Source organism: Streptomyces sp. NPDC054841, assembly GCF_053611045.1.
This window is the reverse complement of sequence record NZ_JBSGZO010000082.1, coordinates 1-24,460: the sequence shown is the minus strand read 5'-3', so window position 1 is coordinate 24,460 and position 24,460 is coordinate 1. Positions and strand designations below refer to the sequence as shown.

Annotated in this window: 21 protein-coding genes; 8 read left to right on the top strand and 13 right to left on the bottom strand. The window is 70.0% G+C overall.

The genetic code is table 11. From position 1 onward, the window contains the following. Nucleotides 1–151 precede the first annotated feature (151 nt). Nucleotides 152–427 carry a DUF7919 family protein gene (locus ACWGI8_RS14410; protein ID WP_453660855.1) on the top strand — a complete coding sequence of 92 codons (276 nt, stop codon included), beginning with the start codon at nt 152–154 and terminating at the stop codon, nt 425–427. An 83-nt stretch (nt 428–510) separates the two neighbouring features. After that, entirely contained in the window at nt 511–1,242 is a 732-nt protein-coding gene (locus ACWGI8_RS14405) for a hypothetical protein (RefSeq protein ID WP_453660853.1), read from the top strand. 406 nt (nt 1,243–1,648) lie between these two features. Here ACWGI8_RS14405 and ACWGI8_RS14400 read toward each other — a convergent pair whose 3' ends face one another. Then, nucleotides 1,649–3,325, bottom strand: a complete 1,677-nt coding sequence (locus ACWGI8_RS14400) for an RICIN domain-containing protein (protein WP_453660851.1) — start codon at nt 3,323–3,325, stop codon at nt 1,649–1,651. A gap of 167 nt (nt 3,326–3,492) precedes the next feature. Continuing rightward, nucleotides 3,493–4,182, bottom strand: coding sequence for a histone deacetylase (locus tag ACWGI8_RS14395; protein WP_453660849.1), 690 nt, complete (start codon nt 4,180–4,182; stop codon nt 3,493–3,495). A 119-nt stretch (nt 4,183–4,301) separates the two neighbouring features. On the opposite strand from ACWGI8_RS14395, the gene ACWGI8_RS14390 reads away from it, so the two are divergent. From ACWGI8_RS14390 to ACWGI8_RS14380, 3 genes are all read left to right on the top strand, one after another. After that, nucleotides 4,302–5,924 (top strand): penicillin-binding transpeptidase domain-containing protein, encoded by a 1,623-nt coding sequence (locus ACWGI8_RS14390; RefSeq protein WP_453660847.1) that lies wholly within the window; start codon nt 4,302–4,304, stop codon nt 5,922–5,924. A 218-nt stretch (nt 5,925–6,142) separates the two neighbouring features. Beyond that, a complete protein-coding gene (locus tag ACWGI8_RS14385; RefSeq protein WP_453660846.1) occupies nt 6,143–6,631 on the top strand; it encodes a YbaK/EbsC family protein in 489 nt (162 codons plus the stop codon). Continuing rightward, the gene (locus tag ACWGI8_RS14380; RefSeq protein WP_453660845.1) at nt 6,628–7,473 is read left to right on the top strand and encodes an EamA family transporter; all 846 of its coding nucleotides are present in this window, start codon (nt 6,628–6,630) and stop codon (nt 7,471–7,473) included. The genes ACWGI8_RS14385 and ACWGI8_RS14380 overlap by 4 nt, the downstream gene beginning before the upstream one ends. Before the next feature lie 13 nt (nt 7,474–7,486). On the opposite strand, the gene ACWGI8_RS14375 is transcribed toward ACWGI8_RS14380, so the two are convergent. The 5 genes from ACWGI8_RS14375 to ACWGI8_RS14355 form a co-directional block, all read right to left on the bottom strand. Beyond that, nucleotides 7,487–8,257 carry an SDR family NAD(P)-dependent oxidoreductase gene (locus ACWGI8_RS14375; protein ID WP_453660844.1) on the bottom strand — a complete coding sequence of 257 codons (771 nt, stop codon included), beginning with the start codon at nt 8,255–8,257 and terminating at the stop codon, nt 7,487–7,489. Between the two features lie 113 nt (nt 8,258–8,370). Next, nucleotides 8,371–9,531 carry a serine hydrolase domain-containing protein gene (locus ACWGI8_RS14370; RefSeq protein ID WP_453660860.1) on the bottom strand — a complete coding sequence of 387 codons (1,161 nt, stop codon included), beginning with the start codon at nt 9,529–9,531 and terminating at the stop codon, nt 8,371–8,373. A 384-nt stretch (nt 9,532–9,915) separates the two neighbouring features. Next, a complete protein-coding gene (locus ACWGI8_RS14365) occupies nt 9,916–10,689 on the bottom strand; it encodes an energy-coupling factor ABC transporter ATP-binding protein (protein ID WP_453660843.1) in 774 nt (257 codons plus the stop codon). Next, complete coding sequence (cbiQ, locus tag ACWGI8_RS14360) at nt 10,686–11,447, bottom strand: cobalt ECF transporter T component CbiQ (protein WP_453660841.1); 762 nt, start codon at nt 11,445–11,447, stop codon at nt 10,686–10,688. Before cbiQ ends, ACWGI8_RS14365 begins: the two co-directional genes overlap by 4 nt. A 1-nt stretch (nt 11,448) precedes the next feature. Beyond that, nucleotides 11,449–12,543: an energy-coupling factor ABC transporter permease gene (locus ACWGI8_RS14355; protein ID WP_453660840.1), complete on the bottom strand. Its 1,095-nt coding sequence runs from the start codon at nt 12,541–12,543 to the stop codon at nt 11,449–11,451. A gap of 185 nt (nt 12,544–12,728) precedes the next feature. On the opposite strand from ACWGI8_RS14355, the gene ACWGI8_RS14350 reads away from it, so the two are divergent. Continuing rightward, nucleotides 12,729–13,091 carry an SsgA family sporulation/cell division regulator gene (locus tag ACWGI8_RS14350; RefSeq protein ID WP_453660838.1) on the top strand — a complete coding sequence of 121 codons (363 nt, stop codon included), beginning with the start codon at nt 12,729–12,731 and terminating at the stop codon, nt 13,089–13,091. A 43-nt stretch (nt 13,092–13,134) separates the two neighbouring features. Here the strand turns inward: ACWGI8_RS14350 and ACWGI8_RS14345 are convergent, their stop codons facing one another. Continuing rightward, on the bottom strand, nt 13,135–15,300 hold the full coding sequence (locus ACWGI8_RS14345; RefSeq protein WP_453660836.1) for an MMPL family transporter: 2,166 nt from the start codon (nt 15,298–15,300) through the stop codon (nt 13,135–13,137). Between the two features lie 239 nt (nt 15,301–15,539). Beyond that, complete coding sequence (locus ACWGI8_RS14340) at nt 15,540–16,121, bottom strand: TetR/AcrR family transcriptional regulator (RefSeq protein ID WP_453660835.1); 582 nt, start codon at nt 16,119–16,121, stop codon at nt 15,540–15,542. 154 nt (nt 16,122–16,275) lie between these two features. Here ACWGI8_RS14340 and ACWGI8_RS14335 point away from each other — a divergent pair, with 154 nt between their 5' ends. Beyond that, nucleotides 16,276–19,578, top strand: coding sequence for a S41 family peptidase (locus ACWGI8_RS14335; RefSeq protein WP_453660833.1), 3,303 nt, complete (start codon nt 16,276–16,278; stop codon nt 19,576–19,578). Nucleotides 19,579–19,698: 120 nt separating this feature from the next. On the opposite strand, the gene ACWGI8_RS14330 is transcribed toward ACWGI8_RS14335, so the two are convergent. The 4 genes from ACWGI8_RS14330 to ACWGI8_RS14315 form a co-directional block, all read right to left on the bottom strand. Continuing rightward, entirely contained in the window at nt 19,699–19,920 is a 222-nt protein-coding gene (locus ACWGI8_RS14330; RefSeq protein ID WP_453660858.1) for a hypothetical protein, read from the bottom strand. A 97-nt stretch (nt 19,921–20,017) separates the two neighbouring features. Further along, nucleotides 20,018–20,908: an SDR family oxidoreductase gene (locus ACWGI8_RS14325; RefSeq protein ID WP_453660831.1), complete on the bottom strand. Its 891-nt coding sequence runs from the start codon at nt 20,906–20,908 to the stop codon at nt 20,018–20,020. Then, the gene (locus ACWGI8_RS14320; protein WP_453660830.1) at nt 20,905–21,951 is read right to left on the bottom strand and encodes an alpha/beta fold hydrolase; all 1,047 of its coding nucleotides are present in this window, start codon (nt 21,949–21,951) and stop codon (nt 20,905–20,907) included. The genes ACWGI8_RS14325 and ACWGI8_RS14320 overlap by 4 nt, the downstream gene beginning before the upstream one ends. Next, nucleotides 21,948–23,522, bottom strand: coding sequence for a flavin-containing monooxygenase (locus tag ACWGI8_RS14315; RefSeq protein WP_453660828.1), 1,575 nt, complete (start codon nt 23,520–23,522; stop codon nt 21,948–21,950). The genes ACWGI8_RS14320 and ACWGI8_RS14315 overlap by 4 nt, the downstream gene beginning before the upstream one ends. A gap of 189 nt (nt 23,523–23,711) precedes the next feature. On the opposite strand from ACWGI8_RS14315, the gene ACWGI8_RS14310 reads away from it, so the two are divergent. Beyond that, the gene (locus tag ACWGI8_RS14310; RefSeq protein WP_453660856.1) at nt 23,712–24,437 is read left to right on the top strand and encodes a MerR family transcriptional regulator; all 726 of its coding nucleotides are present in this window, start codon (nt 23,712–23,714) and stop codon (nt 24,435–24,437) included. The last annotated feature ends 23 nt before the right edge of the window (nt 24,438–24,460 follow it).

Here is a 24,460-nt window from a genome sequence, read left to right as displayed (position 1 = left end):
CCGCTGCCCTCGCGCCCCTCCAGGCTCGGGTCCTCGCCCAAAGCAGCGATCCCAGCAGCAAGATCAAGACGACGTGTTAATGATCTGCAAGCCCTTAGGCGTCTCTACGCCGGAGTGACCGTGGTTTACCGCTGCTCCTGGTGCACATCTGGTGCGGTCTGGTGCTCCAACGCCCCTTGGTGGGCTGGTAGACAGCGGCCGTGACGTACTACGCGACCTGACGCCGTATACGTACTTCACGGTTGGGCCGCAGGGAGGAGCGAGCCTCTGGCGCCGTGTCCCGCTGGTGAACATGGGTTGGCTCCACCGCGGCAGGCCCTACGCCAAGCGCGCAGCTCCTGCCGGCCTCGCGGAGGCACTGAAGCGCATGACCCGTACCCACCGAGCCCAGCAAACCCGTGGCGGGCCGAAGCTTTCGATACCATGACAAATCCACCTAACGCGCAAAACACCCCCGGGGCACCTCAAGCACTGCAATGCTTATGGGAAGCGCGATCGGAAGAGGTGGAAGTGAGTCAGCCAGTAAATGCACCTGGGGGTAAAGGCCTCAATCCGCTGTGGATCATATCGCTATTCTTAACGGTTTCAGAAGCTGCCGCGGGTACGGCAGCCACACAAACACAGGGCTGGCTGCAAGCAGTTCTTGTACTCTTTTCCGTAACCTTCCCGGTGGGAGTTGCGGCCGCGTTCTTTGCAATCCTTGTGCGGCGTCCTTACGTCCTCTACGCCCCCAAGGACTACTCCAAGAATCCAAGCGTACGAGACTTCGTCAACGCCCTCAATACCTCACGCAGTCGTAGCGTGGAGAACATGGAGGCCTCCATTCGCTCAGCGATCGAGGAGGTAATCCCCAAGATGCTTGATGCAAAAATAAGCGCCCTCAGCAGGGATGCCATAGTGGCGGAGGCGATTGAAAGCGCACGCGAAGACTTCCGTCATCGCTTCATTGAGATTTCCTATAGCCAGATGGACCGCGATGTGCCGCCTGTACAGATCCCCGTAGGCGAAGACACTCGCGTGCAGGAATTCTTGAACGAGGCATGGTCATTTACGCCAGAATCGATCCCCTCGTTCACCTACGGCGATAAGTGGGTGCTGGTCGATCAAGAGAAAGGGCGCTCCTACCATAAGATGGGTTCAATTTGGGCCCGCCGCCACGGGAGAGGGGAGAGGGATGATAGGCCGCTTTACAGTACAGGCATTTCGGCAGGGGATATTCTGCATGCCGTGCCTCTCAATTAATCTCTGCCCCTAGTTCTGCTATCCGATCGCGCGGCAGGGTCCCATGCATACCCCTTGTTGGGACCAAGCCTGATCTAGGTTGGCAACCGTGAGCACCGCTTCAGGAGTTCGATCGGGCGGCCTCACTGAGCCGCTGCTGCGGCGCTGGCCCTGCTGTCGGCGATCCCCAGAAGCCGCTGGTTTCTGCCGTCGTTGATGTCGGTCGTAGTTGTCAGTTCATGGGCGACCAGACGAAACGCCTTCTTAAACTACTGAAGGCCCCCTGCTCCGTACAAATAACCAGGGGACCTTCAGCAGCCGGGCGAACGCTCGTGACGGCGCGGCGGCCGACCGCGGCGTCACGGGCGTCGTTGGTCGTCGTTACCCGACTCGCTCTTCGCTGACCGCGGCTACGACCACAGATCGATCAGCGCGGGACCTTGGTCCACTTCTCGTCCTTCGCGTCGTTGCAGGGCCACTGAATCAGCTGCGTACCCTTCGTGGCGGTGGAACTGAGTCCGAGGCACTGACCGGAATAGACGTTCCGCAGTTCATGGGTGGCGTCGTTGTACCACCACTTCTCATCAACGGCCCCGTTGCAGGTGTACTGGATCACGCCCGCGCCCTTGGCGAGACTGGACCCCACTCCCATGCACTTGCCCGAGTACTCGTTCCGCACGAAGTACGCGGGGTTCCCGTTCGAGTCCTTCGTCCCTTCGAACAGCCAGCGTTCGTCCCGGGCGTTCGTGCAGCCCCACTGGATGACACGGGCGCCGTTGTTCGTCTTGTTTCCGGCGCCCGCGCACAACTTGCTGTAGTCGTTGCTCAGATAGACGGTCCGGTCGGCTTCCCTCGGCAGCAGCGAGAAGACGACCCGATGGCCGGTGAGCTCGTTCATGCCCCACAGGCGCCCGGAGGACGGCGAGTACGACAGGTTCTGTGTCAGGCTGGGCGAGCGGGTCAGTACGGTGGGGACGTGGTTGGGCTTCACCTCGTAGATGCACGAGTATCCGTCGGCGGTATTGGGATCGCCCATGTATCCGGTGGGGCACTGAGCCGACAGGTAGTAGTACTGACCGTCCGTGGCAACGCCTTGCAGCTGCTTGACCGGTGCGGCGAAAGCGGCTGCCGCCTTGACCGTACCGGTGCTGTCGGCCTGGAGCAGGCCGGTGGATCCGTTGAGGGGCCAGCGGATCACGTTTGCGGTACGTGCGTCATCCCCGGCGAGGTATTCGCCCGAGACGAGGTGGTCGGTCGTGCCGCTCCGGTCCAGGCTCAGTGAACTGAGACATGCCCGTTCGCCGGGACAGGCTCGCGGCTTGTCAGGGGACCCGATGAGGTAGCGGCCCACCATGGGCAGGGCCCACTGGTGGTGCCGGGCCGTGGACACGCCGTCATAGATGCCGGTTTGATCACGCGCGGTGGTGCCCATCTTCCACATGTGCCGGAAGTCGTACACCTGCAGTTCGCCACCGTTGGCCACGAACAGCTTGTCGCCGTACCAGACCATGCCGTCCGCGTGGACCTTGGTCACCGGATCGAAGTTGACGCCCGAGGGACGCGTCGGCTTCACGAGCATCACGTGCCCGTAGCTCCAGTCGTTCCCGGTCGACTCGACGACGGAGATCCGGGCGAGCTTGTCGCGGTCCACACTCGGGTCCACGCTGTCGCCATGGCCCCAGTACCAGGAAGCCAGGTAGAGGTGGTGGCCGTTCACGGTGCCGCCGGGGTAGGCATCATGAGAGGCCGTCAGCCCCTGCGGATGCCATCCGCCCGCCGGGTCGTAGGCGCTGGTGGTGTCATCGCCCTTGTCGAAGCAGAAGCCGTTGTACTTGAAGGTGCCGTTGAGGCCGGTGGTGTGGCACAGAGGGCGTCCCACGTGCTGCCGGGACTGCGCGACGTCCAGCGGCGTCACCTTCGTGACGGCTCCGGACTTCTCCACGTCACGAATGATGGCGCCGAAGTCGTCGAACGTTGATTCCTGGTCGATGCGCATCGTGAAGTTGCGGGCGTCGACCTTTGTGAACGGTTCCGCCGCCGCGGCCGACTGGGCTCCGGCGAGGGTGACGGCGGCCGTGGACAGGGCGACGACCGCTGCCCACAACGAACGTAACTTTCCTGAATATTTGCCTGATTTCACATGGCGACACTACGGGACGCCGGGCCCGCCGCCCGGGGGCGGGGCGGTGCGAGGATCTTCATGTGGACGGTCAGCACCCGCGTCCTAGGTGTATTGATCACGAGCGTTGTTAGCACTCGTGATCAATGCACCTAGCGGTGCGGCTCAGGCCCGGGTTCGCCGCCCGGCATGAGGGCGGCGATGTCCCGGGCGCTCCAGTGTCCGGTGGCACCCGGTGAGGCCGCCAGGTACGCGGCGATACCGGCCGGCTGCCATGCGGCGGTCTCCAGCAGGCCGGCACACAGGTGCCGCAGATAGCCTGCGGAGGGCTTCTCCCATGGGACGTCGTGGAGTCCCCAGGGGGCCGTGAAGGTGAGCACCGGCACGCCGTCGAGGGTTCCGGGGCAGACGAGCCGGTCGTAGCGCCCCGGCCCCAGGAGCGCCGTGCCGCGGCACAACGCCTCGGTGAGGTCCAGGTCCGCCCCCGGCTCCCGGTACATCTCCTGGGCCGCGATGTCGGAGAACTGTCCGGCCGTGACCAGGTGGGCCCTGGCACGGAGCCGGCCCGGCGATTCGGGGTCGTAGAAGGCCCTGCCGCCGTTCCACACCGGGGACCGGGTGGCGAAGTACAGGACGCCCTGGAGCTCCACCGGCACGGACACCGTCGGCGTACGCCGGTCCCGGCAGCCCGGGCAGGTCCTGGACGCGCCCGGCGGCCGTCCGCCCGTGACGTAGTACGACAGACGGTCCAGGTGCATGTTGGAGCCGTAGGACGCGTACCAGACATGGCGCGGGGCAGCGCCCGCGGGCCCGGTCCGTTCGATGATGCGCGGGTGGTTCATGGGGTGTGCACTACCCGGTGTCCCACCTTGTCGACGGCACATTCCGGTAACGACCGTCTCTCCCGTCACAACTGCCGCCTACCGTGAAGGCACAGGGGACACGGGGAGGGACCTCAGAAATGCGCAGTGGAGCCAAGGTCGCCATCATCGGCGGGGTGTTTGTGCTGTTCGCCGGCGGAGTGAGCTACGGCGCGTACAACGTGCTGAACGGCGGAGGGAGCGGCGGCGGTCCGGAAACCAAGTCCGCGTCCGCGCCGGAGTCGGGACCGCTGAGCGCCGACGAGATCCGTACGACCGCGAAGGACTTTCTCGCGGCGTGGGCGGGAGGCGAGGCACCGCTCGCGGCGCAGCTCACCAACAACGCGGCGGACGCGGAGCCCACCATCGCCTCGTACCAGGAGAGCGCGCATGTCACCGATGTGAAGATGAAGCAGGGGGCGGCGGCCGGCGCGAAGGTGCCGTTCACGGTCAGCGGCACGGTCTCGTACGAAGGGCAGAGCAAGCCCTGGACGTACGCCTCCGAACTCACCGTCGTGCGCGGAGTGACCACCGGGCGGCCGCTCGTCGACTGGACGCCCTCCGTGATTCATCCGCAGCTCGACGAGCGCGAGCAGCTCAAGACGGGCCCCGCGTCCGCGCCCCCGATCAAGGCCGTCGACCGCAACGGCAAGGAGCTGACGAAGGAGAAGTACCCCTCGCTCGGGCCGGTGCTGGACGAACTGCGGCAGAAGTACGGCGAGCAGGCCGGTGGCAAGGCGGGGGTGGAGCTGGTCATCAGCGGCGGCGCCGACACGCCGGACACGACGCTCCTGACGCTCTCCAAGGGCGAGCCGGGCGAGCTGCCGACCACCCTGGACGCGAACGTCCAGGACGCCGCCGAGAAGGCGGTGAAGCGGTACAGCGAGGCGTCGGTCGTCGCCATCAGACCGAGCACGGGTGAGATCCGCGCCGTGGCCAACAACCGCAAGGACAGCTTCAACGCGGCACTGCGCGGCAAGCAGGCGCCCGGCTCGACGATGAAGATCGTGACGGCCGCGCTGCTGCTGGACAAGGGACTGGTGGCCGCGGACCGGAAGGCGGAGTGCCCGAAGGATGTGATGTACCAGGGCCGGACCTTCCACAACCTGGACAACTTCCACATCCCGAAGGGCACGTTCACGGAGAGCTTCGCGCGCTCCTGCAACACCGCGTTCATCAAGCAGATCGACGAGGTCGACGACGACGCTGCGCTGGCGGGCATCGCGCGCGACACCTTCGGCATCGGGCTCGACTGGCAGACCGGAGTGCCGACCGTCGACGGCAGCGTGCCCGAGGCGAGCGGCGGCGAGGCGGCGGCGCAGTACATCGGGCAGGGCACGGTCCAGATGAACGCGCTCAACATCGCCTCCATCACGGCGACGGCGAAGAACGGCGGCTTCAGGCAGCCGGTCATCGTGCCGCGTTCGCTGGACGACCGCGAACTGGCCACCGCGACCCGGCCGCTGTCGGGCTCGGTCTGGCGTCAGCTGCGGGACATGATGCGGGCGACCGCGAACTGGGGTACGGGGGCCAAGGCGATGGCCGGCGTCGGCGGTGACAAGGGCGCGAAGACCGGGTCGTCGGAGGTGGACGGCCAGGCCACGTCCAACAGCTGGTTCGCCGGGTTCTCCGAGGACCTGGCGGCGGCCGCGGTGGTGCAGGCCGCCGGGCACGGCGGGGACGCCGCGGGGCCGGTGGTGGCGTCGGTGCTGAAGGCGCGCTGAGCCGGCGCTGCGAGCCTGGCGCGGCCGGAAACGGAGCGGCCGGGAACGGAGCGGCCGGAAACGGAGCGGCCGGGAGCCGGTCCGCTCCCGGCCGAAAGGCAGCCTGGCGGGAGGCAGTCCGGCGGAGAGGCGGTCCGGCCGAAAGGCAGCCCGGCGAGAGGCGGTCCGGGCGAAACGCGGTCGCATGGCCCGTACAGCTACCGCTAGCGTGACGGGCCATGAGCACTCCTGAGACCCATGCCCATCCCCGGTTCGCGGAGGCCCTGCGCGAGCTCGCCCTGGAGGTCGAGGTCGTCCGCTTCCCGGACGCCACGCGTACGGCGGCCGAGGCGGCCGCCGCCATCGGCTGCGATGTCAGCGAGATCGTCAAATCGCTGATCTTCGAGGCGGACGGGGTGCCGGTGCTGGTGCTGATGGACGGCTCCTCGCGGGTGGACGTGGAGCGGGTACGGCATGAGCTGGGCGCGTCGGCGGTCAAGCGGGCGAACGCGGACCTGGTGCGCGAGACGACGGGATACGCGATCGGCGGCGTACCGCCCTTCGGGCACAGGACGAAGACCCGGGTGCTGGCCGACCGCGGGCTCCTCGACCACGCCGTGGTCTGGGCCGCCGCCGGGACCCCGCACACGGTGTTCCCGCTCGACCCCAAGTCCGTGATCTCCCACTCCGGGGCCACGGTGGTGGACGTGCGCGAGCGCACCGCGTGAGCCTTCTGGTCGCGACGGCGGTCCTGATAGCCGCCGTCACGCACGCCTGTTGGAACGCGCTCGCCCACACCATCAAGGACCAGCTGATCGCCTTCACGCTCATCGTCGGCGGCGCGACGGTGATCGGCGCGGTGGCTGCCTGCTTCACCCCGCTGCCACGGCCTGCCGCCTGGCCCTGGCTCGTCGCGTCGGCCCTGCTCCACGTCGGCTACCAGGCACTGCTGATGCGGTCGTTCAGCCTGGGCGACTTCGGCCAGATGTACCCGATCGCGCGCGGCACGGCCCCGCTGGTCGTCACCGTCCTCGCGGTCGTTTTCGTCGACGAGTCCCTGGGCTTCTGGCAGCTGACCGGCGTCGCGGTCGCCTCCGCGGGCCTCGTGGGCGTGGCCCTGTGGGGCATCAGAGGCTCCACCCCCCACTGGCCCGCCCTGCTGGCCGCCGTCGCGACGGGCCTGTCGATCGCGGCGTACACGGTCGTCGACGGCATCGGCGTCCGCGCCTCCGGCTCGTCCGTCAGCTACATCGCCTGGCTGATGATCCTGGAGGGCATCCTCGTCCCGGCCTACGCCTACCACCGCCTCCGCGGCGAGCTGCTCCCCCGCCTGCGCCCGCACGCGACCCGCGGCCTCATCGGCGCGGTGCTGTCGATCTCCGCGTACGGACTGGTCCTGTGGGCCCAGACCCGCGCGCCCCTGGCCCCGATCGCAGCGCTGCGCGAATCCTCGATCATCGTCGGCGCCGCCATCGGCGCGCTCTTCTTCAAGGAACGCTTCGGGGGTCCGCGGATCGCGGCGGCGGGACTGATGGTGGTCGGGATCGGCCTGATGCTGCGGGCGGGCTGACGACGGCGGTCGCTCAGCCGTCCGAAACGGCCTGCGTGAACCCCGTGTTCACCGCCAGCAGACCGCCGTCCACCCGCAGGCTCGTGCCGGTGATCCAGGACGCGTCGGAAGAGGCCAGGAAGGCCACGGCCGCCGCGATGTCGTCCGGGGTGCCGACGCGGCCCAGGGGGTAGACGTGGTTGAGGGCGTCGAGCTGGTGTTCGCGGTCGGACCAGGCGGGGGTGCGGATCGTGCCGGGAGTGACCTGGTTGACGCGGACTCCGCGCGGGGCGGCGTCGCCGGCGAGGGTGCGCGTGAGGGAGGCGAGACCCGCCTTGGCCGCGCTGTAGGCGTGGTTGCCGAAGTCCTGCTCGGCGTTGACGGAGCCGATGTTGACGATCGCGCCGCGGCCGCCCGCCTTCGCGAGGTGCGGCAGCGCGGCGCGGGCGCACCGGAAGGCCCCGGTGAGGACCGTGTCGAGGTCCTGCTGCCAGGTGTCGTCGGGCTGGTCCTCGAAGAGCGGGGTGTCGAGGGCGCAGGTGTAGGCGTTGTTGACGAGGACGTCGAGGGTGCCGAACTGCTCGACGGCGTACGCCACGGCCGCCTCGACGGCGTCGCGGTCGGTCACGTCACAGGGGAAGGAGGCGGCACGCGGGATCGTCCGGGCGGTGGCCGCGGCACGCTCGCCATCCAGGTCGGTGACCAGGACACGGGCGCCCTCGGACGCCAGTCTGCGCGCGGTCGCCTCGCCGATGCCCTGTCCCGCTCCGGTGATCAGTACGCCGTAGCCCTCGAAACGATCCACGGTATTCCCTTCGCGATGCGGACACGGTCGCCCTGGTCGGCCCCGCCTGCCGGGGGTTCGGCCCTCGGCGCAGCCGCTCTCCGGAACGGTGTCCCCGGAAAGCACACCGTCGATCATGTCGCGGAGCGGACCGCCCGCACCAGGGCCTGTGCACGCGGGTCCGCCGTGACCCCCTTGCGCATGCCGTTCGTGACGTACCCGAGCGCGATGCCCGACTCCGGGTCGGCGAAGCCCAGCGATCCACCGCGGCCCGGGTGGCCGAAGGAGCCGGTGCCGAACAGCGGCGAGGCCGGGCCGTGCAGCATGTAGCCCAGGCCGAAGCGGGTGCCGACGACCAGGACCCGGTCGGGGCCGGCCGACTCCTCGGTGCGGGCGAGCGTGACGGTGGCGGGGGCGAAGAGGCGGTGGCGGTCGACCTCGCCGATCGTCGCCGCGTAGAAGCGGGCCAGCGCACGGGCCGTGGAGATGCCGTTGGAGGCGGGGAGTTCGGCGGCACGGTAGAACGGGTCGTTCTCGTCGGGCAGCGGGTCTATCGCGCCGAAGGCCCGACGGGTGAGGGAGTCCGGGTCGTGGTAGGCCTCGGACACGGACCGCTTGGGCCGCAGTTTCAGTCCGCCGCCGGCCGCCGTGGGCGGTTCCTCGACCGGGCCGAGCCGGCCGACCCGGTGGGTCTCGTCGGCGGGCAGCCCTATCCAGAAGTCCAGGCCGAGCGGGCGGGCTATCTCCTCCGCCGTCCAGCGTCCGATGGTGCGGCCGGTGACCCGGCGGACGAGTTCGGACAGCAGCCAGCTGTAGGTCTGCGCGTGGTAGCCGTGGTCGGTGCCGGGCTCCCAGGCCGGGGCCTGGGCGGCGACGGCCCGTGCCCCGGACGAACCGTCGGTGGCCTCCGCCACGGTGAGCGGGCGGTCGAGCACGGGCAGCCCGGCCCGGTGCGACAGCAGATGCCGTACGAGCACCCGCTCCTTGCCCGCCGCCTTGAACTCCGGCCAGTACGTCCCCACCGGCGCGTCCAGGTCGAGCTGCCCGCGCTGGTGCAGCAGCAGCGGTACGGCCGCGGCGAAGCCCTTGGTCGCCGAGCGGACGACCTGGGCGGTGTCCACGGCCCACGGGTCGGTCCCGTCGACGTCCCGGGTCCCGGCCCACAGGTCGACGACCTTCACGCCGTCGCGGTAGACGGCGACGGCCGCCCCGCGCTCCCCGCGCTGCTCGAAGTTGCGTACGAAGGCGTCCCGGACCGGCTCGAAGCCGTCCGCCACCGTGCCCCGGACGTCCACGTCCACGTCCACGCTCCCCGCTCCCCGTTTCCTGTCCCGATCGTCGCTCGTACCCATGGTGCAACGTGGTCGGGCATGCCCGGATTCCGGGTCGGTCACGGACTCGGCTCAGGACGATGGAGACGTCGGTGTTGCCGCGCGTGGCGTTCGAGTACGGGCGGACCTGGTGCGCCGCTGCCACCGGCTTCGAGGCAAGCTCCTGGTCGAGGATCCGCTTTATTACTCCGGGGTAGCAAACTCGGGCGTGGTCATCGGGCGTGGTCAACGGGGGCGCCCCCCGGTCAGGCCCCGGCCCCTGGCCCCGCGGTCACACGGCGCCCCGCGCCGCGTACAGCGCGGAGCACAGCTGGTCGTCCAGCATCAGCGATGCGGGCGTCGTCCCACTCACGCACCCATTGACACAGCACGCGGATCGAAGCCGAACGGCAGCTCCAGCCGGTGCGCGCCCATCAGTTCCGCGTCGCCGAGCAGGTCCTGGGTACGGCCGTCGGCCGCGATCACGCCCTCGCTGAGGATCACCGAGCGCGGGCACAGCTCCAGCGCGTACGGCAGATCGTGCGTGACCATCAGCACGGTGACGTCCAACGACCGCAGGATGTCGGCGAGTTCACGGCGCGAGGCGGGGTCGAGATTGGACGAGGGCTCGTCGAGGACGAGGATCTCCGGCTCCATCGCGAGGACGGTCGCGACCGCGACGCGGCGGCGCTGACCGAAGGAGAGGTGGTGCGGCGGGCGTTCGAGGTACTCGGCCATGCCGACCTGGTCGAGCGCCTTGCGTACCCGCTCCTCCAGCTCCGCGCCGCGCATCCCGGCTGCCGCCGGGCCGAAGGCGACGTCCTCGCGCACGGTCGGCATGAACAGCTGGTCGTCGGGGTCCTGGAAGACGATGCCGACCTTGCGGCGGATCTCGGCCGTGTGCCGCTTGCCGACGGGCAGCCCGGCGACGGTGACCGAGCCGGCGCCACCGGTGAGGATGCCGTTGAGGTGGAGAACGAGGGTCGTCTTGCCGGCCCCGTTCGGCCCGAGCAGGGCGACCCGCTCACCGCGCGCGACGGTCAGATCGACACCGAAGAGGGCCTGGTGGCCGTCGGGGTAGGCGTACGCGAGGCCGCGCACTTCGAGGGACGGCGGGACGGTGGCCGCGGGGAGCGAGGTCATAGGGTCCAGCCAAGCAGACAGACGGCGAGCGCCGAGAGCGGGAGCGCGCCGGCGTACGCCCACTGCGCGCGGGACGCGGCCACCTCGTCGATCACCGGCATGGTCCCCGCGTAGCCGCGGCTGACCATGGCCAGATGCACCCGCTCACCGCGCTCGTAGGAACGGATGAAGAGCGCGCCCGCCGACTTGGCGAGCACGCCCCAGTGGCGGACGCCGCGCGCCTCGAAGCCGCGCGAGCGGCGGGCGATGGACATGCGCCGCAGCTCGTCGGTGATCACATCGCCGTAGCGGATCATGAAGGACGCGATCTGCACCATCAGCGGCGGCAGTTTGAGACGCTGCAGGCCGAGCAGCAGGGAGCGCAGCTCGGTGGTCGATGCGAGCAGTACGGAAGCGGCGACGCCCAGCGTCCCCTTGGCGAGGATGTTCCAGGCGCCCCACAGTCCGGGGACGGAGAGGGAGATCCCGAGCCACTCGGTCCGCTCGCCCGGCACCACGAAGGGCATGAGCAGCGCGAAGGCGACGAACGGGATCTCGATCAGCAGCCGGCGGAGCAGAAAGCCCGCCGGGACACGGGCCACCGCGGTGACCACGCCGAGCAGTACGGCGTACAGACCGAAGGCCCAGACCGCCTCGCGCGGGGTGGAGACCACGACCAGGACGAAGCCCAGCGCCGCGGCGATCTTGCAGTGTGGCGGCAGGGCATGCACCGGGGAGTGTCCGTGCCGGTAGAGCTTGTGAGCGTGGCCTGCACCCATCTCAGACGGTTTCCTTCGCGGCCTCGGCCATCGGCTCGTCCCGACGGCGGCGCTTGACCGCCCAGAAGACGCCGGTGCCGACCGCGACGGTCGCGCCCACGCCGATCACACCGGCCAGACCGCCGGAGACCCGCGTGTTCTCGACGTCCTTGACGCCGTAGTCGGCGAGCGGGGAGCCGGCCGCCGCGTGGTCCTCGACGTTCTTGTCGATGCCCTTGTCCGCGGCGACCTTCTCCAGGCCGTCGGGGTTGGCGGAGGCGTAGAAGGAGACGAAGCCGGCCAGCACCAGGGAGGTCACCAGGCCCGCGATCCAGAGGGGGCGCGGGGACCGGGCGTCGTGGGCGGGCGCGGCGACCGGCTCGGCGGCCGGCTCGGCGTCCACCAGTTCGCCGCCGACGCGCAGCTTGAGCGGCGTGGAGAGCCCGCGCGCGCCGTACACGAGGTCGGGGCGTACGGCGATGACGGCACCGATCGTCAGCATCGTGATCACGGCTTCGCCGATACCGATCAGGACGTGCACGCCGACCATCGCGCCGAGGACCTTGCCGATCGGTACGTCCGTCGTGCCGCCGATCGCGTAGATCAGGGTGAAGGCGGCGGCCGCGGCCGGTACGGAGACCAGAGCCGCGACGAAGGAGGCGGCGGTCACCGAGCGGCGGCCGCGCGGCAGGACCTTGACCAGGCCCCGGAAGAGCGCGTACGCGACGACGACGGTGACCACGCCCATCACCGTGATGTTGACGCCGAGCGCGGTGAGGCCGCCGTCCGCGAAGAGGATGCCCTGGAGCAGCAGGACGACGGAGACGCACAGCACACCCGTACAGGGCCCGACGAGGATCGCCGCCAGTGCGCCGCCCAGCAGATGACCGCTCGTACCGGCCGCGACCGGGAAGTTGAGCATCTGCACGGCGAAGACGAAGGCGGCGACAAGACCGGCCAGCGGCGCGGTCCGCTCTCCCCCGTGGCCTATGGCGGGGACGGCGGTCCCTCCGAGCTCACGACGGGCGCCGCGCAGGCAGACGGCGACGGCACCGGCCGCCACGACTCCCGCCGCGGCGGAGACGGGCAGGTTGATGAATCCGTCGGGGACATGCATGGCGGGCTCCGCTTTTCGGGGTCAGGCCGGTGGGCCTGGCTGGTTTCAACCGTCCGATGATGCGCCCTGTTGCGAACCCTTTGCAAGAGCGCCTGAATGACAGGAGCGAGCGCCTCGCCTGGGCCTCACGCCCGAAAATATGCGACATTAGAGAACAAACAGCATCAAATGTGAGGAGCCGATCGATGTCCCCCGCTGTCGAGAGCCCCTCTGTCGAAGAGCGCATGAAGGCCCGGATCGTCAACGACGCCCCGCAGTACCGGTCGGTGCACGTCGCCCTCCGCTACGAGCCCGAACAGGACCCCGCCAACGTCCGCTTCGTCTTCCCGAGCGGTATCGAATGGACCTTCCCGCGCGAGCTGCTGGAGACCGGTCTGCGCGCCCCCACCCGCCGCGGCGATGTCGCGGTCTGGCCGTGCGGCCGCGCCCAGGTGGTCGTCGAGTTCCACTCGCCGGAAGGTGTCGCGGTGATCCAGTTCGACACCCGCCGCCTCGTGCGCTTCCTGCGCCGCTGTTACGCGGAAGCGGCCGCGCCCGCCACCACGTGACGGACACGGCCACCCGACAGGGACCCTCGACGGGCCCAAATGATCAGACGCGCACCAGCTCGCGCTCGTCGTCGGAGCCGGCGGCCGCCGCGTCGTTCTTCCGCAGCTGCTCACCCTCCACGTCCACGCTCGGCAGCACCCGGTCCAGCCAGCGCGGCAGCCACCAGGCCCGCCGTCCGAGCAGCGCCAGCACCGCCGGCACGATCGCCATGCGGACCACGAAGGCGTCGAAGAAGACGGCGATCGCGAGGCCGAAGCCGATCATCTTCACCATCTGCTCGCTCGACCCGATGAAGCCCGCGAACACCGCCATCATGATCACCGCGGCGGCGGTGACCACACGGGCGCCGTGCCGGAAGCCGGTCACGATCGCCTGACCCGGCCGCTCCCCGTGGACATACGCCTCACGCATCCGCGTGACCAGGAAGACCTCGTAGTCCATGGCCAGACCGAAGACGACACCCACCATGAAGATCGGCATCATCGACATGATCGGGCCGGTCTGCTCGACGCCGAAGAGCGAGCCGAGCCAGCCCCACTGGAAGACCGCGACGACCGCGCCGAGAGCGGCGACCACCGAGAGCAGGAAGCCGAGCGCCGCCTTGAGCGGGACGAGGACGGACCGGAAGACGACCATCAGCAGCAGGAACGCGAGGCCGACGACGAGCGCCAGGTAGGGCAGGAGCGCGTCGTTCATCCGCTGCGAGAAGTCGATGTTCATCGCGGTGGCGCCGGTGACGTGGACGTTGTCGCCGCTGGTGTCCCGGATGGTGTGGACGAGCTTCTCGGTCCCGGTGGAGCTGGGCCGCTCCTTCGGGATGACGGTGATCATCGCCGTGTCACCCGCCTTGTTGTACGTGGCGGGGGTGACGGCCACGACGCCGTCGAGCTTCCGGATGTCCTTGGCGGTACGGTCCGCCGTGGCCTTGCCGCCCTCGACGACGATGAGCAGCGGACCGTTGAAGCCGGGCCCGAACCCGTCGGACAGCAGGTCGTACGCCTTGCGCTGGGTGGTGCTGGTGGGCTGGGAGCCGTCGTCCGGCAGACCCAACTCCAGCGACCCGGCGGGGACGGCGACAGCGCCGAGGCCGAGGACGCCGAGCACCAGCACGGCGACCGGGCGGCGCAGCACGAACCTCGCCCAGCGGGTGCCCATGTTGGGCTTGTCGCCGCTGACGGCCTTGTTCTTGCGGAGCTTGCGGCCGAGGACCTGCTTGCCGGCGAAGCCGAGCAGCGCCGGTATCAGGGTGAGCGCGATGAGGACGGCGATCGCGACCGTACCGGCGGCGGCGAACCCCATCTTGCTGAGCATCGGGATGTTGGCGACGGCGAGGCCGACGAGGGCGATGACGACGGTCAGTCCGGCGAAGACGACGGCCGAGCCCGCGGTGCCGACGGCCCGTCCCGCGGCTTCCTCGCGCTCCCGGCCCTCGGCCAGTTCGGCGCGGTAGCGGGAGACGATGAACAGCGCATAGTCGATGCCGACCGCGAGGCCGATCATCGTCGCGAGCGTGGCGGTGGTGGAGCCGAGGTCGAGCACGTTCGCGAGGGCGGTGATGGTGGAGACACCGATGCCGACACCGATGATGGCGGTGAGCAGCGGCAGTCCGGCCGCGACGAGCGAACCGAAGGTGATCAGCAGCACGACGGCGGCGATGGCGACACCGATGACCTCGGAGGCACCGGTCTCGGGTACGGCCTGCAGCGCGTCACCGCCGATCTCGACGGTCAGCCCGGCGGCCTTCGCCTCCTCGCCCGCTCCGGTGAGCGCCTCCCGGGTCTCCTCGGTCAGCTCCATCCCGCTGACCTTGTACGAGACCTGGGTGTAGGCGACGGTGCCGTCCCGGCTGACCGCCTTGGCCTGGTACGGGTCGACGACCGAGGCGACCTCGTCCGAGCCGGACCTGAGGTCGGCGACGACCTTCTTGACCTGGGCCTTGTTGGCCGGGTCGGTCATCTTTTCGCCGTCGGGAGCCTTGAAGACGACGCGCGCGGTGGCGCCGTCGGCGTTCATGCCGGGGAAGCGCTCCTCAAGGAGGTCGAAGGCCTTCTGGGCCTCCGTCCCCGGCATCGAGAACGAGCTGGACGTGGCGGTGGGCGCGGAGGCCGCGCCGAAACCGGCGATCGCGAACAGCGCCACCCAGATCAGGGCGACAAGTCGGCGGCGCCGGAAGGCGAACCGCCCGAGTTTGTACAGGAACGTGGCCACGAGTACGGACTCCCGGTCAGGTCGTTGGGACAACAAGAGGGCAGGTATGACCAGCCCGACGACGTGAGCGGTGCGCGTCAGGTGGGGCTCAGCTGTGCTTTCCGGGGGACGATCCCCGGGCTCCCGGCCCTGACGACGGGCCGGAGGCTCGAACGCCGACGGCGGGGAGACCGTCGTGTCCTGGTGTTGCCGCTCCGGGGGTCAGCCCCCGGCCTCGCGGCCGCGGTTGCGGTCCGAGGTCATCGAACGCCCAGCGCGGGGAGCACCACGGCGTCGAGGTATTCGCCCAGGAAGCCCTGGCTCATGGGCTGATCCTGGATCAGCGGGTGGGAGAGGAAGGCGCCGACCAGCATGTGCGAGAGGAACTTCAGTGCGGGATTGTCCGCGGCGAGCTCACCGCGGTCGATCGCCCGCTGCAGCATCGCGTCGAGTCCGGTCATCTCGGGTTCGATGAACAGTTCACGCAGTGCCTTCAGCAGATCTTCGTTCTCATGGACCGCTCGGGCGAGGCCCCGCATCAGCGCGGTGTCCCGCTCCATCTGGCAGTCGTCCGAGCGCGCCACCATCTCGTGGAAGTCGCCGCGCAGACTGCCGGTGTCGATGGCCGAGACATCGACCGGTGCGCTGTGCCGCATCGCCCTGGCGACCAACTCCGGCTTGCCCCCCCACTGGCGGTAGAGGGTGGCCTTGCTGGAGCGGGTACGGGCCGCGACGGCGTCCATGGTGAGGGCGTCGTAGCCGACCTCACGCAGGAGGTCGAGCACGGCGTCGTACAGCTCCGCCTCGCGCTCCGGCGTGAGCCTGCTGCGTGCCGCTGCCATACCTACCTCCCGAACGAAACGGTTTCGTACAGTACGAAGATACCCCCCGGACCCAGCGAAACGAAACCGTTTCGTACGTGTCCTGGGCCACAGAACCCGTCCACAAGTCGCCCCACGAGTTGCCGCACCCCTCCGGCGCGGAAAGCATTGGAAGGTGAGTGAAGACCTCGCGTACCTCCGTTTCCCGCATCTGCACGACGACTTGCTGTGCTTCGCGGCCGAGGACGACCTGTGGGTCGCGCCGCTCGTCCCCGAGGGCCACACACCGGGCCGCGCCTGGCGGGTGACCGTCGACCGCACCCGGGTCGGGCACCCCCGCTTCTCGCCCGACGGACGCCATATCGCCTACACGACCTGGCGCAGTCTCGATCCCGAGATCCATCTGGTGCCGGTCGGCGGCGGCCCCGGACGGCGGCTCAGCTACTGGGGGTCCACCGACACCCGGGTGTGCGGCTGGGACCCGGACGGCAACATCCTCGCCGTCTCCTCGCACGGCCAGCCGTTCTCGTACTTCTCCTGGGCCTACAAGGTGCCCACCGACGGCGACCCCGGCAAACGCCTCCCGTGGGGACCCGTCGCCGACATCGCGGTCGCCGATGTCGGCGGCAAGCACAGCACCCTCCTGCTCACCGGAAAGCCGCCGCACGAGCCGGCCTCGTGGAAGCGGTACCGGGGCGGGGCGATGGGGCGGCTGTATCTGCTCGGGGAGCGGCTGCTGCCCGACATCGGGGGCCATCTGGACTGCTGCATGTTCGTGGGCGGCCGCATCGCGTTCCTCTCCGACCACGAAGGCGTCGGGAATCTCTACTCCTGCCTGCCCGACGGCACGGACCTGCGCCGCCACACCGACCACGACGCCTTCTACGCCCGGCACGCCTCCAGCGACGGCCGCCGGGTCGTCTACCAGTGCGCCGGCGACCTGTGGATCGTCGACGACCTGGCGGCGGACGCGGAGCCGCGGAAGCTGGAGGTCCGGCTCGGCGGTCCGCGCGCCGGACGGCGTCGCTACCAGGTCCCGGCCGCCAACCACGTCGACGGCCTCTCCGTCGACACGACGGGCCGGGCCAGCGCCGTCTCCGTACGCGGGAGTCTGTACTGGCTCACGCACCGCGACGGCCCGGCGCGGACCATCGCCGACACCCCCGGCGCGCGGGTGCGGCTGCCGGAGATGCTCGGCAGCGGCGGTCAGGTCGCGTACGTCACGGACGCGGACGGCGAGGACGCGATCGAGATCGCGTACCTGCCCCGGGCGAGCGGTGACCGTGCGCCGCGCCGGCTGGCCTCCGGGGAGCTCGGACGGGTGCTGGAGCTCAAGGCGGACCCGGCCGGGCAGCGCCTCGCGATCGCCTCGCACGACGGGCGGCTGCTGCTGATCGACCTGTCCGAAGGGACGCCTGCCGCCGAAGGCGCGGAAGGCGCGGAGGGCGCGGAGGAGTCCGCCACAGAGGTCATCGAGCTGGTCAGGTCCGACAACGGGCCGGTGCGCGATCTCGCCTTCTCCCCCCTCGGGAACTGGCTGACCTGGTCGCATCCGGGCATCGGACGTTCCCTGCGACAGATCAAGATGGCCCGGATAGACGATTCCGGCCCCCGTACGGTCGTCGATGTCACCAACGGCCGCTTCGAGGACGAGAATCCGGTCTTCACCCGCGACGGGCGCTATCTGGCCTTCCTGTCCTGGCGCGGCTTCGACCCGGTCTACGACGTGCACACCGGGGACCTGTCGTTCCCGCTGGGCTGCCGGCCGTATCTGGTGCCGCTGTCGTCGGCGACCCCGTCGCCGTTCGCGCTGCTGCCGGACGGGCGGCCGGCGGCCGGAGGCTTCGATCCGGCGGAGGCCGACACCGTGGAGGGCGCGGCCACGGTGGAGGTGGAGGGCCTGGAGAGCCGGGTCACTCCGTTCCCGGTGTCCGCGTCCAAGTACTCCGCGCTCCATCCGGTCAGCGGCGGCGGTCTGGTCTGGCTGCGCTGGCCCATCTCGGGCGCGCTGGGCGAGACGTTCGCGAACCCGGCCGATCCTTCGCCCCGGCCGACCCTGGAGCACTTCGACATCACCAAGGCCCGTAAGACCGAACTCGTCCAGCATCTCGACTGGTTCGCGGTGAGCGGCGACGGCTCGCGGCTGGTGGTCGTGGACGACGGCGAGCTGCGCGCGCTGCCCGCGACCGAGACCGGCGACAGCGACTCGACCGTGTACATCGATCTGCGCCGGATTCTGCACGAGGTGGATCCGGCGGCGGAGTGGCGTGGTGCGTTCGACGAGGCGGGCCGTCTGATCCGCGCGTACTTCTGGGAGCCGCAGATGTGCGGCATCGACTGGGACTCGGTGCTGGACCTGTACCGCCCGCTGGTCGAACGCGTCGCCTCGCCCGACGAGTTCGCCGATCTGCTCCGCGAGATGCTGGGCGAGCTGGGCACCTCGCACGCCTACGTCACCCCCGCGCGCCGCAACGAGGGACCGCCGCACTACCAGCGGGCGATGGGCCTGCTCGGCACCAACTTCGTGCGCCGGGACGAGGGCTGGGTCGTCAAGCGGATCCTGCCCGGTGACTCCTCGGACTCCAAGGCACGCTCCCCGCTGGCCGGTACGGGGATCCGCGAGGGAGCCGTGCTGACCCATGTCGACGGGCGGCCCGTCGACCCGGTGACCGGGCCGTATCCGCTGCTGTCGGCGGCGGGCGGGACGACCGTGGAGCTGACCTTCCAGCCGGCCGATGGCGAGGGCCACGCCCGGCGGGTCGCGATCGTGCCGCTGGTGGACGAGCGTCCGCTGCGCTACCAGGACTGGGTCGCCAAACGCCGTGCCGTCGTACGGGAGATCAGCGGCGGCAAGTGCGGCTATCTCCACATCCCGGACATGGGCGGTTCCGGCTGGGCGCAGTTCAACCGGGACCTGCGGATGGAGATGTCCCGGCCGGCCCTGATCGTGGACGTACGCGGCAACGCGGGCGGCCACATCAGCGAGCTGGTCATCGAGAAGCTGATCCGCCCGATTCTTGGCTGGGACCTGACGCGCAACGCCCAGCCCGTCTCGTACACCTCGAACGCACCGCGCGGACCGGTCGTCGCGCTCGCGGACGAGGCGACGTCGTCGGACGGCGACATGATCACGGCGGCGTTCCGGCTGCTGGGGCTCGGCCCCGTGGTGGGTCAGCGCACCTGGGGCGGGGTGGTCGGGATGACCGGCCGGCACCGCCTCAGGGACGGCACGGTGATCACGGTGCCGATGAACGCGGCCTGGTTCGACGCGTACGGCTGGTCGGTGGAGAACCACGGGGTGGCGCCCGACATCTTCGCGGAACGCCCCCCGCTCGACTGGGCCGAGGGCAGGCGCACCGATCTGGAGACCGCGGTCCAAGTCGCCCTCGACCGGCTCGAACAGCACCCCGCGGCAACGCCTCCCGGGTACGAGGACGTCCCGGACCTGCGCCGCCCGAAGCTGCCGCCGCGCACCTGACTGACCCCGCAGGCGGACGGACCAACAGGCGGACCCCGCGGACGGACCAACAGGCGTACCCCACAAGGCGGAAGGGGCGCACCCCGTGCACAGGGTGCGCCCCTTCGCCGGCCGCTGACGTCAGGCGTCGTAGTCCTGGTCGAAGCGGTCCTGGGCCTCCTGCTGGAGCCGGCGCGCCTCGTCGTTCGACTGCTCCCGGCCGCGCTCCTGCTGCGGACGCTGCTGTTGCGGGCGCTTCTTCTGGGAGCGCTGCGACGCCTCTTCCTTGGCGTTGCCCGGCTTCTGCCGCGACTGCTCCTTGAGCTGCTGCGACTTGTCCTTGAACTGGTCCTGGATGCCCATCTGGTTCACTCCTAGAAGGGTGTGAGAGGTGAGAGGGCCTTGCCGGCCCCCTGGGCCTCGACCAGCCTGGCATGCAGGAACATTGCTCGCATTTCGATCAGTAACGCTCCGTACGCCCGCCGCGTTCCTGCTCGTCAGCGGCTCCTCCGGCGCCCACCAGTCCCTTGCCGACCCCGGCCAGCCGCGGCTCGAAGCGCCGCATCTCGCGCTGCCCGACGGCCGCGATCAGACCCGGCAGATAGCCACGCAGCGACTGCATCCCGCCCAGCCACCACTGCGCGTACACATGCGCCTTGCGCCGCTCGATCCCGGCGACGATCCGGTCGACGGCGGGCCCGAGCGGATACGTACGGTTCGACGGCCACGGCAGCCGCTGCCGCAGTTCCCGCATCACCTCGTCCTGGTCCGCGCCGCGCACCATGTCCGTGTCGGTCCAGGACAGATAGCCGACCCCGACGCTCACGCCCTTGTACGCGACCTCGGCCCGCAGACTGTGCGCGAAGGCCTCCACGCCCGACTTGGAGGCGCAGTACGCCGTCATCATCGGAGCCGGGGTGATCGCGGCGAGCGAGGCGATCTGCAGGAAGTAGCCCCGGCTCTCCATCAGTACCGGCAGGAACGCGCGGCACGTGACCGCGCTGCCGATCAGATTGACCTCGATGACCCGCCGCCAGGCCTCCGGGTCGGAGTCCACGAACGGACCGCCGGACGCCACACCCGCGTTGGCGACGACGATGTCGACCTTGCCGAAGCGCTCCTTGACCTCCTGGGCGACGCGTGCCATCGCCTCGTGGTCGGTGACATCGGCATGCCAGTGGTCGCAGTCGGTGTGCAGCCGCCCGGCGACCGCCTTCAGCTCGTCCGGCTCCAGGCCCACGAGCGCGACCTTGGCCCCGCGCGCGGACAGTTTGCGGGCCAGCAGCTCACCGACACCGCGCGCCGCTCCCGTGACGACGGCGACCTGTCCTTCGAGGCTGACCTTGCTCATACGTCCCCCTCATTGTTCTCCCCCAGAGCCTTCGGCCTGGGGGTGCCCCCATCTCCGCCCGATCGGCGCAGAGGTGCGGGCATCGTCGCCGTCTGCGGCCCGGCGGCCGCGCGTGCGTCGCTCACGATCGACTCCTTCTTCACGTAAGCGTCCACCAGCGTACGGATCTGCGCGGTGACCGCCTCCGGGGCTTCCACCGGGGTCATGTGTCCCATTCCGGCGAGTTCGACGAGGCCCACGCATTCCGGCAGCGCGGCCGCGAGCCCGCGGGCGTGGACGATCGGGGTGAGCCGGTCGGCGGTGCCCGCGACGACGGCCGTGGGCACCGTCAACTCCCTTACGCCCGCGTCGAGATCGAGCTCGGCAAGGACGTGCGCCCAGGCCACCCGGGTCGGGCGCGGGCAGGCGTGCACGATGCGCGCGCACTCGGCGATCCGCTCCGCAGCCGAGCCGGGCCCCATCGTCCCGTACCTCAGGATCCGCTTGGAGAGCGGAGTGACCGGACCGAGCGGGGCGCGCGAGCCGAGGATCGCACGGGTGATCCGGGTGCGCGCAGGCCCCGGCCGCATCGGCAGCACCAGCGACTCGGCGACGAGATTCGAGCTGCCCGTGCTGCACAGCAGCGCGGCGGCCGCGTGCTCCTCGAACTTCGGCCGTCCGGCGGCTGCCATGAGTGTCATCCCGCCCATGGAGTGCCCGGCCAGCACGGCCTTCGTGCCGGGTTCGAGCGAGGCGGCGAGCACCGCCTCCAGATCGTCGGCGAGGGCGCGGGTGCTGTGACCGCCCTTCGCGACGGCCGGGGTACGCCCGTGTCCGCGCTGGTCGTACGCGATCACGCGATGACCGGCGGCCAGGTCCCGTATCTGCGCCGCCCAGAAGTGGGTGGAGCAGGTCCAGCCGTGGGCGAGGACGACGGCGGGCGCGCCCTCGGGGCCGTGCAGCTCCACATGGATGCGGGAGCCGTCGGCGGAGACGGCGGTCAGTTCGCGCTCGGCGACGGGCGGGGCGGGGGCCGCGCCGGTCCTCTTCATCAGGCGGCTCACGCGCTCTCCTCCCCCACGGTCACGGCGACGGACCCGGTGGACTCGGTGGACTCGGTGGATTCGGTGGGCTCTGTAGACCCGGCCGCGGCCGCACGGGCACGGGGCGGGCGGATCACCTCGTACTCCGTGAGGTCCACCTCCCGCGTCTCGCGCCGGAACTCCCCCGTCGTCCCCGGCCAGATGGTGGTGTTGCGGCCGCTCGCGTCCAGGTACCAGCTGGTGCAGCCGCCCGTGTTCCAGACGGTGCGCTTCATGCGTTCCTGCACCCGTAGGTTCCACGCGCCGACGGCGGACGGCCGCGCGCCGAGCGCCACCCGGCCTCCGAGGACGTCGATCTGCCGCATGTAGTCGGCCATGTAGTTCAGCTGGGACTCGATCATGAGGATCATCGAGCTGTTCCCGAGGCCGGTGTTGGGGCCGATGATCGTCATCCAGTTGGGGAATCCGGCGGCGGTGGCACCGCGCAACGACTCCATGCCGCCCTTCCACGCCTCGGCGAGGGTGTTCCCGTCGGCGCCGACCACCCGCTCGGCGATCGGCATGTCGGTGACATGGAAGCCGGTCCCGAAGATGATCGCGTCGACCTCCGTCTCCGTGCCGTCGGCGGCGACGACCGTCGACCCGCGGATCTCCGTCAGTCCGGACGCGACGACGTCCACATTGGGCTTGGCGATCGCCGGGTAGTACTCGCTGGACAGCAGGATCCGCTTGCAGCCGATGCGGTACGAGGGTGTCAGCTTCGCCCGCAGCGCCGGGTCCTTGACGGCCTTGGCCATGTTGGCCTTGGCAAGCGACTCGATCAGACCCAGCTCGTTCGGCCGCTTGGTGAACGCGCTGACCTGCAACTCCCTGATGCCCCAGAGCAGCCCTCGGCGCGCGGTCCCGGTGAACGGCAGCTGCCGGTGCAGCCAGCGCTCGACTCCGCTGATCCGCCGGTCCATACGCGGCAGCACCCATGGCGGGGTGCGCTGGAACAGCGTCAGCTTCCCGACCTCCGGCTGGATCGCCGGCACGATCTGGATCGCGGACGCGCCGGTCCCGATCATCGCGACGCGCTTTCCGCGCAGGTCGTAGTCGTGGTCCCAGCGGGCCGAGTGGAAGACCTTGCCGGGGAAGTCGGCGAGCCCGGGGATCTCGGGGACCTTCGGGTCGGCGAGCGGCCCGGCGGCCGACACCACGACATCCGCCGTCAGGTTCCCGGCCGAGGTCTCGATCTCCCAGCGCAGCTCGTCGCTGTCCCAGCGCATCATCGTCACTTCGTGGTTGAAGCGGATGTGCGGGCGGAGCCGGAAGGTGTCGGTGACATGCTCCAGATAGGCGCGGATGTGCTCCTGCCCGGAGAAGGTGCGCGGCCAGTCGGGGTTGGGCGCGAACGAGAACGAGTAGAGGTGGGACGGTACGTCGCAGGCGCATCCGGGATAGCTGTTGTCCCGCCAGGTCCCGCCGACCGAGTCCGCCCGCTCCAGGACGACGAAGTCGGTGATCCCTTCGCGGCGCAGCCGGACCGCGGCACCGAGGCCACCGAATCCGGATCCGATCACCGCCACCCGTACGTGTTCGTGCTGGCCCATGCCGCCGCCTCCCGCAGACTCCTGCTGACTCCGCCGAACCGTGCCAGCAATCACTGGCATGATGGGGAGAGTAGAGCTTCGCGATACCGAGCGGTAGATGCCGAACCAAACAAGTTACCGGCGGTACAACATAGGCTTGCGGACGTGACGGACGAGCAGCGCAAGGCCCGCGAAACCCGCGAGTACCGCATGGAGGAGCTGGCCAGGGAGGCCGGCATCACGGTGCGCACCCTGCGCTTCTACCGCGAGCGCGGACTCATTGCGCCACCCCGCAAAGAAGGCCGTATCGCCTGGTACAGCAACCAGCACCTGGCCCGGCTGCGCACCATCGCGGCCCTCCTGGAGCGCGGCCACACCCTGAGCGTCATCGCCGATCTCGCCACCGCCATCGAGAGCGGCCGGGACGTCGGCGAGGTACTGGGCCTCGGCGAGCCGACCGAGGAGACGCCGGTCCGCCTCACTCCGGCGGAGCTCGCCGACTACTTCGAGGGCGAGGTCACCGCGGAGAACCTCATGGCCGCGCTCGATCTCGGCTATCTGGCCACCGACGGCGACGAGATCGTCCACATCAGCCGCCGGCTGCTGGACGTCTCGTCCGCGCTGGTGAAGGAAGGCGTCCCGCTTGCGGCCGTACTGGCGGCCGGCCGCGAGGTACGGGCCCACGCCGACGCGCTGGCCGCCCTGTTCACCGACCTGCTGCGCACCCATACCGCCGGGGACGAGGACGTCAGCCGGCTCCGCCCCCTCGCCAAGAGCGTGGTGGAGGCGGAGCTGTCGATGGCACTGGACCGGCGACTGCGCGAACCCTGGGGCGGGGCACAGGCCGGGCTGCAAACAGCCCGTCCGGCGCTTGAGGACGGACGCCCGGGCCCACCGGACGGTACCGGGCACTCTTTGGAGCCGTCCGGCGCTTGAGGACTGGGGGTCCGGGGGCGAAG

Bases quoted from the DNA above. Each gene is read 5' to 3' on its own strand.
- ACWGI8_RS14365 (WP_453660843.1), bottom strand. From the start codon at position 10,689: ATGACCTCGCTCCCCGCGGCCACCGTCCCGCCGTCCCTCGAAGTGCGC.
- ACWGI8_RS14390 (WP_453660847.1), top strand. From the start codon at position 4,302: ATGCGCAGTGGAGCCAAGGTCGCCATCATCGGCGGGGTGTTTGTGCTG.
- ACWGI8_RS14395 (WP_453660849.1), bottom strand. From the start codon at position 4,182: ATGAACCACCCGCGCATCATCGAACGGACCGGGCCCGCGGGCGCTGCC.
- ACWGI8_RS14355 (WP_453660840.1), bottom strand. From the start codon at position 12,543: ATGCATGTCCCCGACGGATTCATCAACCTGCCCGTCTCCGCCGCGGCG.
- cbiQ (WP_453660841.1), bottom strand. From the start codon at position 11,447: ATGGGTGCAGGCCACGCTCACAAGCTCTACCGGCACGGACACTCCCCG.
- ACWGI8_RS14340 (WP_453660835.1), bottom strand. From the start codon at position 16,121: ATGGCAGCGGCACGCAGCAGGCTCACGCCGGAGCGCGAGGCGGAGCTG.
- ACWGI8_RS14310 (WP_453660856.1), top strand. From the start codon at position 23,712: ATGGAGGAGCTGGCCAGGGAGGCCGGCATCACGGTGCGCACCCTGCGC.
- ACWGI8_RS14330 (WP_453660858.1), bottom strand. From the start codon at position 19,920: ATGGGCATCCAGGACCAGTTCAAGGACAAGTCGCAGCAGCTCAAGGAG.
- ACWGI8_RS14385 (WP_453660846.1), top strand. From the start codon at position 6,143: ATGAGCACTCCTGAGACCCATGCCCATCCCCGGTTCGCGGAGGCCCTG.
- ACWGI8_RS14350 (WP_453660838.1), top strand. From the start codon at position 12,729: ATGTCCCCCGCTGTCGAGAGCCCCTCTGTCGAAGAGCGCATGAAGGCC.
- ACWGI8_RS14325 (WP_453660831.1), bottom strand. From the start codon at position 20,908: ATGAGCAAGGTCAGCCTCGAAGGACAGGTCGCCGTCGTCACGGGAGCG.
- ACWGI8_RS14315 (WP_453660828.1), bottom strand. From the start codon at position 23,522: ATGGGCCAGCACGAACACGTACGGGTGGCGGTGATCGGATCCGGATTC.